This window comes from Anaerotruncus sp. (assembly GCF_057433415.1).
In genome coordinates this window covers 171,375-183,976 of the sequence record NZ_DBMDHH010000001.1, presented here as the reverse complement: position 1 = coordinate 183,976, position 12,602 = coordinate 171,375, and the positions used below count along the sequence as shown (strand labels likewise).

Here is a 12,602-nt window from a genome sequence, read left to right as displayed (position 1 = left end):
TAGCCCTGTCCCGCAGTCGCGGTAATCGTGATCTGAGTCCCATCGTCAACCATATCGCCCGACGAGACGTTCCCGCCGTTTGTCTTGGCAACGCTGATCGTACCGCCTGTCGGGGCGGCGTCGTAGGTCACCTTATACTGGGTGACAGACGGAGATACCGCCTTAAACTTAGCAGAAATTTGAACAGCCGCACCATTCACAGTGTAGGTCGCCGGACTGCTGGTAAAAGTCTGGTTTCCTGCATCACTGTTTACGGTAATTTCTTCCAACTCATAATCATCGGCAGGCGTCGCGGTAATCGTGAGAGATGTTGAGTCAGGAACCGTCCCAGTGCCAGTAATCGTCTGGTCACCACCATAGGTCACCGTTAACGTGCCATTTGACGGCTGACCAACCGTAACCGTCTGATCGCCTTCGGCGGCCAGCGCGTAGACGGGCATCAGGCCCACTACGACCAGCACCGCGAGGCAGATGCTCAGTAGCTTCTTCATGTAGGGTACCTCCTTGAAAAAATCAGTTTCTCTGTCGTGCGGCGGGTCGCCGCCCTTCTCTGTCCGTGTTCCAATGATACCCGATTTTCCTGTGGCAAAAATGTTATTCTTATGACCGAATTGTGAACAATCCCAAAACGGCAGACAACATCTGGCAACATCGGAACCACCTAATATTACAAACCATCCCGGCCCCCAAAAAGGGACACCGCCCGCAGAAAATTTTTTGCCCGTCCGTTTCCTCGCGGGCCGGCCGTTTTCCATCTCCGCCGCGCCGGCGGGGCGGGTCAGCCGAGGGATTTGAGCGCCGCCTTCATCTCGCGGACGTACCGCTCCACATGGGGCACGCAGTCCGCGCCGTATTTCGCGGCGAGCTTCACGATCGCGCTGCCGACGATCGCGCCGTCGGCATGCTTCGCCATTTCGGCGGCCTGCTCCGGGGTCGAGATGCCGAAGCCCACCGCGCAGGGGACGTCGGACGCCCGCTTCGCCTCGGCGACCATGCCGCCGATATCGGTGGTGATCCGGCTGCGCACCCCCGTCACCCCCATCGAGGAGACGCAGTAGAGAAAGCCCTCCGCCTCCGCCGCGATCATGCGGATGCGCTCTCTGGAGGTGGGCGCGATGAGCGACACGAGGTCCACGCCGTACCGCCTGCAGCAGGGGGCGAGCTCCCCCTTCTCTTCAAAGGGCATGTCGGGGACGATCAGCGCGTCGACGCCCGTCTCCCCACAGGCTTTGAGGAACCGTTCGGCCCCGTAGGTGAAGACAGGGTTCAGATAGGTCATGAAGGCGAGCGGGACGTCCGTCTCCCGGCGGATCTGCCGCACAAGCTCGAAGATGCGGTCGGTGGTCGCGCCCGCCGCGAGCGCGCGCTCGTCGGCCTGCTGGATGACCGGGCCCTCCGCCACCGGATCGGAAAAGGGAATCCCCAGTTCGATGAGGTCGGCCCCGGCCGCCGCCATCGCGGGCACCAGCCGCGCGGTGACCTCGAGCGACGGGTCGCCCGCCGTTACGAACGGAATGAACGCCTTGCCGTGGGAGAACGCCTCCCGAATCCGCTTACTCATAGAGCGCTACCCCCCTGTACCGGGCGATGGCGGCGACATCCTTGTCGCCCCTGCCCGAAAGATTGACGACCACGATTTGGTCCTTCCCCATCCGCGGCGCGAGCTTCCTGGCGTAGGCCACCGCGTGGGCGCTTTCGATCGCCGGAATGATCCCCTCGGTGCGGGAGAGGTATTCAAACGCGTCCACCGCCTCGTCGTCGGTGATCGAGACGTATTCCGCCCGCTTTGTATCGTGCAGCCAGGCGTGCTCGGGGCCGATGCCCGGGTAGTCGAGCCCCGCCGAGATCGAGTAGACCGGCGCGATCTGCCCGTACTCGTCCTGGCAGAAATAGCTCTTCATGCCGTGGAAGATCCCCGGCGTGCCCACCGCGATCGTCGCGGCGGTCTCGCCCGTCTCCACCCCGCGCCCGGCCGCCTCGCAGCCGATCAGCCGCACCTGGGGGTCGCCGATAAAGTCGTAAAAGAGCCCCATCGCGTTGCTGCCGCCGCCCACGCAGGCGAGCAGCGCGTCGGGCAGGCGGCCCTCCTTCTCGAGCAGCTGCGCCCGGACCTCCCGGCCGATCACGCTCTGAAAATCCCGCACGATCGTCGGGAAGGGATGCGGCCCCATCACCGAGCCGAGCACGTAATGGGTGTCCGACACCCGCGCCGTCCACTCGCGCAGCGTCTCGTTGACCGCGTCCTTGAGGGTGCGGGTGCCCGTTTTGACGGGGTGCACCTTCGCGCCGAGCAGCTCCATCCGGTAGACGTTGAGCGCCTGGCGGACGGTGTCCTCCTCGCCCATGTAGATTTCACATTCCATCCCCATCAGCGCCGCCGCGGTCGCCGTGGCGACCCCGTGCTGTCCCGCGCCCGTCTCGGCGATCACGCGGGTCTTGCCCATCCGCTTGGCGAGCAGCACCTGCCCGAGGACGTTGTTGAGCTTGTGGGAGCCGGTGTGGTTGAGGTCCTCCCGCTTGAGGTAGACCTTCGCGCCCCCCAGGTCTTTCGTCATCTTTTCCGCGTAATAGAGCAGCGACGGCCGCCCCGCGTAATCCTTGAGCAGGCCCTCCAGCTCGGATACGAAGCCCGGGTCGTCCTTCCAGCGGGCGTAGGCCTCCTCCAGCTCGATCACAGCGTTCATCAGCGTCTCGGGGATATACTGTCCCCCGTGGACGCCGAACCGTCCCTTTGACATCTCTATCGACTCCCTTCGGCAAAATTGCGTCAAAAAAGGCTTCTGTCCCAAAACAGGGACAAAAGCCTTTGCTTCTGCGGTACCACCCAGATTGGCGGCCGAAACCGCCCACTCGTTCTGCGCGCAGGCACGCGCACCCCCCTGGTAACGGACGGGATCCCCGTCGGCGCCTACTCCCTCCCGGTTTCGGGCCGCCCTCGCGAGTCCATTCAAAATCGCCTGTGCTGCCGAACTCCCACCCGCGTCGGCTCTCTGGACACACCCGGCGGTCCCTACTACTCTCGCTCATCGGTTTCTGGATTTTTCCATAGTATAGCACCGGCGCTTTTCCGTGTCAACCGCCGAAGGCAAATTTCACCCGGCCCCGCGCCCCGCGCGCAGGCTCGCCGCGACGAACTCCCGGAAGAGCGGGTGCGCCCGGTTGGGGCGGGATTTGAACTCGGGGTGGTACTGCACCCCGACAAAAAAGGGGTGGCCGGGCAGTTCGACCGCCTCGACGAGCCGCCCGTCGGGCGAAAGGCCCGACAGCCGGACCCCGGCCGATACAAGCCGCTCCCGGTAGTCGTTGTTGACCTCGTAGCGGTGGCGGTGGCGTTCGCGGATCTCCCGCGCACCGTACGCCTCTTCCAGCAGGCTGCCCGGCGCGACGGCGCAGGGATAGGCGCCCAGCCGCATGGTGCCGCCCTTGGGCACGACGCCCCGCTGGTCGGGCATGAGGTCGATCACGCAGTGCTCCGCCCCGGGGGAGAATTCGCGGGAGTCGGCCCCCGCGAGGCCCGCCAGCGAGCGCGCCGCCTCGATCACGGCGACCTGCATCCCGAGGCAGATGCCGAAATAGGGGATCCGGGCCTCCCGCGCACGGCGCACCGCGCGGATCATCCCCTCGACGCCGCGGCCGCCGAAGCCGCCCGGCACGATGATCCCCCCGCAGCCCGCGAGGCGCTCGGCGACGTTGCGGTCGGTGAGCGTCTCGGAGTCGACCCAGCGGATGACGACGCGCGCGCCGCACTCGTACCCGCCGTGGCGCAGCGCCTCGGCGACCGAAAGGTAGGCGTCGTGCAGCTCGACGTATTTGCCGACGAGCGCGATCTCCACCGGCTCGGTCGCGCGCGCGATCCGCCCGCACATGGCGGTCCACTCGCCGAGGCCGTCCCCATGCGCCTCGAGCCCGAGCCTGCGGCAGACAATGTCGTCGAGCCCCGCCCCGCGCAGCATAAGCGGCGCCTCGTAGAGGACGGGAAGGGTGCGGTTTTCGACGACGCAGTCGGGCTCGACGTTGCAGAAGAGGGCGATCTTCTGCCGCAGGCCCTCCTCGAGCGGCTCGTCGCAGCGCGCCACGATGATGTCGGGCATGATGCCCATGCCCTGCAGCTCGCGCACCGAATGCTGGGTGGGCTTGGATTTGTGCTCCCCCGAGCTCTTGAGGTAGGGGACGAGCGTCACATGCAGGAAGAGGCACCGCCCCCGCGGGAGCTCGCGGGAGATCTGGCGGATCGCCTCGAGGAAGGGCTGGCTTTCGATGTCGCCGATCGTGCCGCCGATCTCGGTGATGACCACGTCAGCCTCCGTCTCGCGGCCGACCGAATAGATGAACGACTTGATCTCGTTGGTGACGTGGGGGATCACCTGCACCGTCTCGCCGAGGTATTCCCCCGCGCGCTCCTTGTTGAGCACATTCCAGTAGACCCGCCCCGAGGTAAGGTTGGAAAACCGGTTGAGGTCCTCGTCGATGAACCGCTCGTAATGGCCGAGGTCGAGGTCGGTTTCCGCCCCGTCCTCGGTCACGAAGACCTCCCCGTGCTGGTAGGGGCTCATCGTGCCCGGGTCGACGTTGATGTAGGGGTCGAGCTTCTGCGCCGCCACGGTGAGCCCGCGCGCCTTGAGCAGCCGCCCGAGCGCCGCCGCCGTAATGCCCTTGCCGAGCCCCGAAACGACGCCCCCCGTCACAAAGATATAGCTGGTCTCCTGTTTGCCCATCGGTTTTTCCGCCTTCCCTTCCCGTTCGGTCATTCTAGCTTTCCCGCGCGCGGCGGGGATATGTCTATTCGTCGCAGGCGCCGAGGATCCTCCGCGCGACCTCCCGCCGCGTGGCGCGCAGGTCCATCGCCTGTTTCTCGATGTAGTGGTGCGCCTGCGGCTCGGTCATCCCCAGCACCCGCATGAGCGCCCCCTTTGCGCGGCTGACCAGCCGCAGCTCCTCGAGCTTTTCGTTGAGGCGGACATTCTCCCGCTGGAGGCCGAGCATCCGGCGGCGGGAGGCGAGCACCAGCCGCAGCGACTGGAAGAGCATCGGCCGGGAAAACGGCTTTTCCACGACGAAGACGCCGAAGTCCTCCACCTCGGCGGAAACCGCGTCCGCCTGCGGGGCGTTCACGAGCAGCGCGACGCCCGCGTCGCTTTCGCGCGCGGTTTCGAGCGCCAGGGCGCTCCCGAACTCGTCGGGCAGCGGCGTGTTGACGAGCACCAGCTCAAAGCCGCCCTCCGCGAGCAGCCTGCGCGCCTCGCCGCCGCTTCCGGCGGCGCGCACGGCCGAAAAGCCGCATTCGCGCATGAGCCCCTCGAGCGCGGCGCGGCCCCGCTCCCCTGAAACCAAGAGCATCCGCTCCTCCAAACCCGACACCCCCTTCCGTCAAAACGGCCCGCCCCTTCAGGTGCGCCCGAAATACCGCTCAAGCTCGAAGCCGAATTTGTCCTCGGCCGCTTCCCATTCCTCAAACTCCCGCCGCTTGTGGGCGAGGAAGTTTTCGACGATCCGCCCGGGCAGCACCCGGCGGATGAAGCCGCTCTCCGACGCGAGTGCGAGCGCCTCGCCGAGCGAGGCGGGCAGGCGCTCGTATCCCGCGAGCGCCGCTGTGTCCGCGCCGTAGAGGTCGAAGTCGGCGGGCGGGCAGAGCTCCAGACCCTCCCGCACCCCCTCGAGCCCCGCCTCCATCAGCAGCGTGAAGGCGAGGTAGGGATTGCAGGCCGGGTCGGGGGAGCGCAGCTCGATGCGGCTCGACTCCCCCTCCGCCGCGGGCACCCGCACGAGCTGGGAGCGGTTCTGCCCCGACCAGCTCACCACGCCCGGCGCCTCGAACGCGCCGAACCGCCGGTAGGAGTTGGCCAGCGGGTTGAGGAAGGCGGTGATCTCCCGCGCGCGGCGCAGAATGCCCGCCGTAAAGCCGAGCGCCTCCGGTTCCGGGCGGACGCCGAAGCGGTCGAAGAGGTTGCGCCCCTCCCGGCAGAGGGAGAGGTTCACATGCAGGCCGCTGCCGCTCGCCCCCTCGAGGGGCTTGGGCAGGAAGGAGGCGTAGAGGCCGTTCTTCGCCGCCACCGCCTTGACGACCATGCGCAGAGCCATCAGGTTGTCGGCCGCCTCCAGCGGGCCCGCGCAGTGGAAGTCCACCTCGTTCTGACCGGGGCCCTGCTCGTGGTGGGACCGCTCGGGCGAAAGCCCCATCTCCTCGAGCGTCAGGCAGATCTCCCGGCGCACGTTCTCCCCCCGGTCGCAGGGCGCGAGGTCGCAGTAGCCCGCGCGGTCGTGCGGGGTGCGGGTGGGGTAGCCCTCCTCGTCGGTCGTGAAGAGATAAAATTCACACTCGGGCCCGAATTTGCAGGTGAAGCCCTCCCGCCCCGCCCGCGCGGCGGCCTCGGCGAGCAGCCCGCGCCCGTCCCCCTCGAACGGCCTGCCGTCCGGGTAGCGGATGCCGCAGAAAAAGCGCACCACCCGTCCCTGCGCCGGCCGCCAGGGCAGCACCGACAGGGTGCCCGGGTCGGGCACCAGGAAGAGGTCGCTCTCCGTCACGTCCAGAAAGCCGCGCACCGCGGACGCGTCGAACGAGACGCCCTGTCCGAAGGCGCGCCTCAGTTGGGAGGGCATGATGGCGATGTTCTTCTGCGCGCCAAAAATATCGCAGAAGACCAGCCGGACGAATTTCACGCCGTTTTCCTCCACGAACCGGAGGACCTCCGATACGGTGGTATCCATTTGACAGTCTCCTTCCGGCCCCCGCGTTCACGGGGGGATTGGTCTATGGGCATGACAGCACGGATCAGACGCTCGTATAAAGCCGCCGGTAGAGATTTTCGCCGTCCGGCGTGAGCACCCAGAACCGTTCGGCGAGCAGCTCCCGCCGGTCCTCGCCGAACGCCGCGCAGAACTCGTCCAGGTACCCGCCGATCTCCGTAAGGTCGGCGGCGGAGGCCTCCGCCGCGCGGATGCGTTCCGGCAGGCCTTCCGGCCTTTCCGGGCAGCGCAGGAACATCTTCCCGCCGTGCATGCCGGTGCCGCAGAAATAGCCGGTGAGCGGCGTCCCGGCGGGCCTGCGCAGGCCGAGCACGACGATCACGCCGCCCGCCTGGTACTCCCCGAGAAAGCTGCCCGCCGTGCCGCCCACGACAAGGACCGGCAGCTTTCCGCGGTAGGCCTTCATGTGGATGCCCGCGCGGTATCCCACGTCCCCGTGGATATAGATTTTCCCGCCGCGCATAGCATAGCCCGCGCCGTCGCCGCAGGAGCCGTGGATGATGATCGCCCCGTCGTTCATCGTGTCGCCCGCCGCGTCCTGCGCGTTGCCCTCCGTCACGATCGTGCCGCCGTCGAGATAGGCGCCCAGCGCGTTGCCCGGGATTCCGCCGACCAGCAGTGTCTTGTCCGCGAGCCCGCTGCCGATATACCGCTGCCCGAGGCAGCCGTCGATCTCAATCTCCGCGTCGGGGCAGGCGCGGATCTGCTCATTGAGCTCCCGGAAATGCATGTTTCCCGCCGTGATCCTCATGTGGATCCCTCCTATTCCCCGGCGTGCCGGATGCCGAGGATCTCAAGCTCCCTGTCGGTCATGCCGATCCCGCGCAGCATCAGCCGGTTGCCGCGCAGCGCCTCGATCGAGTTGATGCCCATGCCGCCCATCATCTCCTCAATCTCGTGCTTCCAGGCGGTGACAAGGTTTACCAGCCGCCGCGCCCCGGCCTCCGGGTCGAGGCGGCGCACCAGCTCGGGGCGCTGGGTTGCAATGCCCCAGTTGCAGCGGCCCTGGTGACAGGAGCGGCAGAGGCGGCAGCCGAGCGCGAGCAGCGCGGCGGTCGCGATATAGACCGCGTCGGCGCCGAGCGCGACGGCCTTGACGATGTCGGCGGAGGACCGGATCGAGCCGCCCGCGACGACCGACACGTTCCCGCGGATACCCTCCTCTCGCAGCCGCTGGTCGACGGCGGCCAGCGCGAGCTCGATGGGGATGCCCACGTTGTCGCGGATGCGGGCGGGCGCCGCGCCGGTGCCGCCCCGGAACCCGTCGACCGCGATGACGTCCGCGCCCGAGCGCGCGACGCCCGAGGCGATCGCCGCGACGTTGTGGACCGCCGCGATCTTGACGATGACCGGCTTTTGATAGCCGGTCGCCTCCTTGAGTGAATAGACGAGCTGGCGCAGGTCCTCGATCGAATAGATGTCGTGGTGGGGCGCCGGGGAGATCGCGTCCGACCCCTCGGGGATCATGCGGGTGCGGGAGACGTCGCCCACGATCTTCCGCCCGGGCAGGTGCCCGCCGATACCCGGCTTGGCCCCCTGCCCCATCTTGATCTCGATCGCCGCGCCCGCGTTCAGATAGTCCTTATGCACCCCGAACCGTCCCGAGGCCACCTGCACGATGGTGTTTTTGCCGTACCGGTAGAAGTCCTCGTGCAGGCCGCCCTCGCCAGTGTTATAATAGGTGCCCAGTTCCTCCGCCGCGCGCGCGAGCGCCGCGTGGGCGTTATAGGAGATCGAGCCGTAGCTCATCGCGGAAAACATAACCGGCACCTCCAGCTCCAACTGGGGGGCGAGGTTGTTTTTGATCCGCCCCTTTTCGTCCCGCTCGATCCTCTGGGGCTTCGCGCCCAGGAAGGTGCGCGTCTCCATCGGCTCGCGCAGCGGGTCGATCGGCGGGTTCGTCACCTGCGAGGCGTTGATCAGCATCCGATCCCAGTAGACGGGATATTTCCCGGGGTTTCCCATCGAGGAGAGCAGTACCCCGCCGCTGCCCGCCTGCCGGCAGACCTCCGAAATGGCCGGGGCGGTCCAATTCTCGTCGCGCCTGAAGGTGTTGCCGCTTTCCACGATCTTGAGCGCCCGCGCCGGGCAGAGGCAGACGCAGCGCTGGCAGTCGACGCATTTCGTCTCGTCGGCCAGCATCACGCCCCGCTCGGGGTCGTAAGTGTGCACCCCGTTGGCGCACTGCCGCTCGCAGACGCGGCAGACGGTGCAGCGGCCGCCGTCGCGGACCACCTCGTATTCCGGATAGAAGAAGCCAAATGCCTCCATCACCGTACGCCTCCCTTCAGGGTCACGACGACCGGTTCGCCGCCGCGCGGCGCCCAAAGCTTGTCGAGCGCGGGCTCGACCGCGCGGATGGCGCATTCCTCGCTGGCAACATAGGTCGTGTCGCCCTTTTCGCCGATGACCATCGACCGCAGCTTGAGGCGGTCGTTGAGCGCCATCATGCCGCCCGTAAAGCCGAGCAGGATGGAAAACGGGCCGGTGATCAGCAGGGAGGAAAAAGCGTTGCGCAGGTAGGTCATGCGCTCCCGCTTTTCGGCGGGAAGACCGTCGATCGTCGACCAGAAGGGCGCGGCGATCACGTTCGCCGCCTCCTCGAGTGAGAGGCCCTGACGGCGGACGAGGTAGTCGATCACATATGTGATGACCTCGGTGTCGGTCAGCAGATTGCACCGGTAGCCGAACATTTCAATATGGCGGCGGTTGGCGTCGTAGGAGCTGATCTCGCCGTTGTGGACGACCGAGTAGTCGAGCAGCGCGAACGGGTGCGCGCCGCCCCACCAGCCGGGCGTGTTGGTCGGGTAGCGGCCGTGCGCCGTCCAGCAGTAGCCGGCATACTCCTCCAAACGGTAAAAGGCCCCCACGTCCTCGGGGTAGCCGACCGCCTTGAAGACGCCCATGTTCTTGCCGCTCGAAAAGATGTACGCCCCGTCGACCGTGCTGTTGACCCGCACGACGCAGCGCGCGGTGAACTCCCGCTCGTCGAGCTGGCTGGCCGCGAGCCTCGTCGGCAGCGGCGCGGCGAAATACCGCCAGATGAGCGGCTCGTCGGTGATCCGGGGCGTCCTGCGCACCGGGATCTTCGAGAGGTTCACGATGTCGAAATGCCGCTCGAGGAACGCTTCGCACTCCTGCCGGGCGGCGGTGGACTCGTAGAACACGTGGAACGCATAGAGGTCCTTGTACTCGGGGTAGATGCCGTACCCGGCGAAGCCGCCGCCCAGCCCGTTGGAGCGGTCGTGCATCACCGAGATCGACTCGACGATCTTTTCCCCGCCGATCCGCCTGCCGTCCCGACGGAAGATCCCCGAGATCGCGCAACCGGACGGAATCCGGACGTCTCCCTCTCGTTTTCTCTCTTTCTGCATCGCTTCCACCACTTCTTTCAAAAATGAAAGAAGACGCCCACCAGAGGACGCGCCGCAGAGCGGGCGCGTCCTTGACGAACGCCTTTGTTCCTATTGATTATACCGGGAAATATGCAGGTGTGTCAAGAGAATCCTGCATATTTGTCATGCAAATCCTGCGATTTTGGCAGATTCACCGAAACTCACAAATGATTCGGCAGGTTAAACGGATAAATCGCACCAACTTTACAAAACCCCATTGACATCGAGATTTCCGCCGCCTATAATAACGACATGCACAGCAAAGGCGCTGCGGGTTCCAGCCCGCGGCGCCTCTTTTTTATTTCTTTTTTGCGCCAGCGAAATGAAAGGAGCATCTGTCATGACTGCAAACTGCGCGAACAAACTCCCCGACATCTTCGGCAGCATGGTGTTCGATGACCGCGCGATGCGGCAGCGCCTGCCCAAGGAGACCTACAGGGCCCTCCGGAACACGATCGAGAACGGCAAGAAGCTCGACGTCAACATCGCCAACGTCGTGGCCAACGCCATGAAGGACTGGGCCGTCGAGCGCGGATGCACCCATTTCACCCACTGGTTCCAGCCGATGACCGGCGTCACCGCCGAAAAGCACGACAGCTTCATCTCCGCCTCCTCCGACGGCAGCGTGATCATGGAATTTTCCGGCAAGGAGCTCGTCAAGGGGGAGCCGGACGCGTCGAGCTTTCCCTCCGGCGGCCTGCGCGCGACCTTCGAGGCGCGCGGCTACACCGCCTGGGACCCCACCTCCTACGCCTTCATCAAGGACCGCACCCTCTGCATCCCCACCGTCTTCTACTCCTATTCGGGCGAGGCGCTCGACAAGAAGACCCCCCTGCTCCGCTCAATGGAGGCGCTTAACCGGCAGGCGCTGCGCATTTTGCGCCTCTTCGGGAACGAAGGGGTCCGGCGGGTGGTCACCACCGTCGGCCCCGAGCAGGAGTATTTCCTCGTCGACAAGGCCCTCTACCGGCAGCGGCGGGATCTGGTGTTCTGCGGGCGCACCCTCTACGGCGCGAAGCCCCCCAAGGGACAGGAGCTGGAGGACCATTATTTCGGCGCGATCAAGCCACGCGTCTCCGCCTATATGAAGGAGCTGGACGAGGAGCTGTGGAAGCTGGGCATCCTCGCCAAGACCGAGCACAACGAGGTCGCGCCCTCCCAGCACGAGTTGGCGTCCATCTACACCTCCACCAACGCGGCGACCGACCACAACCAGCTCGTCATGGAGCTGATGAAGAACGTCGCCGACCGTCACGGGCTGGTCTGCCTGCTGCATGAAAAGCCCTTCGCGGGCGTCAACGGCAGCGGCAAGCACGACAACTGGTCCCTCTCCACCGACGCGGGGCAGAACCTGCTCGAGCCGGGCGATTCCCCGCAGGAGAACGCGCAGTTCCTGCTCTTCCTCGCCGCCGTCATCCAGGCGGTCGACGACTACCAGGATTTGATGCGCGTGTCCGTCGCGAGCGCGGGCAACGACCACCGCCTCGGCGCAAACGAGGCCCCGCCCGCCATCGTGTCGATCTACCTGGGCGACGTGCTGACCGGGATCCTCGACTCGATCGAGAGCGGAACACCCTACGACCCACAGAGCGCCGGGGAGCTGCGCGTGGGCGTGCACGTCCTCCCGCGCTTCCCCAAGGACGCCACCGACCGCAACCGCACCTCCCCCTTCGCCTTCACCGGCAACAAGTTCGAGTTCCGCATGCTCGGCTCCTCCTTCTCGATTTCGGGGCCGAACATCGTCCTCAACACGATCGTGGCCGAATCGCTGGGCCGGTTCGCCGACACGCTGGAAAATGCGGACGACTTTGACGGCGCGCTGCACGACCTCATCAGGCGGGTCATCCGCGAGCACCGCCGCATCATCTTCAACGGCAACAGCTACAGCGACGAGTGGAAGCGGGAGGCCGAAAAGCGCGGCCTGCTCAACCTGCGCACCACCCCCGAGGCGCTCCCCTGTTTTGTGAGCCCGAAGAACATCGCGCTCTTCACCAGGCATCAGATCTTTACCGAGACGGAGATGCGTTCCCGCTACGAAATCCTGCTGGAAAGCTACGCCAAGACCCTCGCGATCGAGGCGCAGACGATGCTGGAGATGTCGCGCAAGGAGATCCTCCCGGCGGTCAACGCCTACGTGAAGGACCTCACCGCCGCCGCCCTGGCCAAGCAGTCGTTCGACCGCGAGCTGGGCTGCGTCATGGAGCGCGAGCTGCTCGGCAGGCTCTCGGAGCTGGAGGGAGGCGTCTACCGCAGGACCGAGCTTCTGGAAGAGCAGCTCCGGCGGCTCGGGGAGCTCCCCTCCGCCAAGGAGCAGGCCGATTTCTGCGCGGGCGCCCTCTTCGCCGCCATGCAGGAGCTGCGCGCCGCCGCAGACGAGCTCGAATCGCTCACCGGCAAGGCATACTGGCCCTTCCCGACCTATGGGGAACTGCTCTTCAATATTTGACCACTTCTATTTCCTTC

General features: G+C 66.1%; 10 protein-coding genes. 1 reads left to right on the top strand and 9 read right to left on the bottom strand.

Features of this window, described 5'->3' with window-relative positions:
- The 9 genes from ACZO3G_RS00755 to ACZO3G_RS00715 all read right to left on the bottom strand — a co-directional run.
- On the bottom strand, window positions 1–491 hold a 491-nt coding region (locus tag ACZO3G_RS00755), incomplete at its 3' end, for an InlB B-repeat-containing protein (RefSeq protein ID WP_486846673.1).
- Window positions 492–778: 287 nt separating this feature from the next.
- On the bottom strand, window positions 779–1,561 hold the full coding sequence (trpA, locus tag ACZO3G_RS00750) for a tryptophan synthase subunit alpha (protein WP_276871555.1): 783 nt from the start codon (window positions 1,559–1,561) through the stop codon (window positions 779–781).
- Window positions 1,554–2,738: a tryptophan synthase subunit beta gene (trpB, locus tag ACZO3G_RS00745; RefSeq protein WP_276871557.1), complete on the bottom strand. Its 1,185-nt coding sequence runs from the start codon at window positions 2,736–2,738 to the stop codon at window positions 1,554–1,556. Before trpB ends, trpA begins: the two co-directional genes overlap by 8 nt.
- Before the next feature lie 354 nt (window positions 2,739–3,092).
- Complete coding sequence (pyrG, locus tag ACZO3G_RS00740; protein ID WP_172439266.1) at window positions 3,093–4,748, bottom strand: CTP synthase; 1,656 nt, start codon at window positions 4,746–4,748, stop codon at window positions 3,093–3,095.
- 31 nt (window positions 4,749–4,779) lie between these two features.
- Window positions 4,780–5,337, bottom strand: a complete 558-nt coding sequence (locus tag ACZO3G_RS00735) for an ANTAR domain-containing response regulator (protein WP_276871560.1) — start codon at window positions 5,335–5,337, stop codon at window positions 4,780–4,782.
- Window positions 5,338–5,385: 48 nt separating this feature from the next.
- Window positions 5,386–6,705: a glutamine synthetase family protein gene (locus tag ACZO3G_RS00730; protein WP_276871563.1), complete on the bottom strand. Its 1,320-nt coding sequence runs from the start codon at window positions 6,703–6,705 to the stop codon at window positions 5,386–5,388.
- Window positions 6,706–6,769: 64 nt separating this feature from the next.
- Complete coding sequence (locus ACZO3G_RS00725; protein ID WP_101552070.1) at window positions 6,770–7,495, bottom strand: GltB/FmdC/FwdC-like GXGXG domain-containing protein; 726 nt, start codon at window positions 7,493–7,495, stop codon at window positions 6,770–6,772.
- An 11-nt stretch (window positions 7,496–7,506) separates the two neighbouring features.
- Window positions 7,507–9,015 (bottom strand): glutamate synthase-related protein, encoded by a 1,509-nt coding sequence (locus tag ACZO3G_RS00720; RefSeq protein ID WP_101552072.1) that lies wholly within the window; start codon window positions 9,013–9,015, stop codon window positions 7,507–7,509.
- Entirely contained in the window at window positions 9,015–10,118 is a 1,104-nt protein-coding gene (locus ACZO3G_RS00715) for a class II glutamine amidotransferase (protein WP_101552074.1), read from the bottom strand. Before ACZO3G_RS00715 ends, ACZO3G_RS00720 begins: the two co-directional genes overlap by 1 nt.
- A 361-nt stretch (window positions 10,119–10,479) precedes the next feature.
- Here ACZO3G_RS00715 and ACZO3G_RS00710 point away from each other — a divergent pair, with 361 nt between their 5' ends.
- The gene (locus ACZO3G_RS00710; RefSeq protein WP_277138444.1) at window positions 10,480–12,585 is read left to right on the top strand and encodes a glutamine synthetase III family protein; all 2,106 of its coding nucleotides are present in this window, start codon (window positions 10,480–10,482) and stop codon (window positions 12,583–12,585) included.
- The last annotated feature ends 17 nt before the right edge of the window (window positions 12,586–12,602 follow it).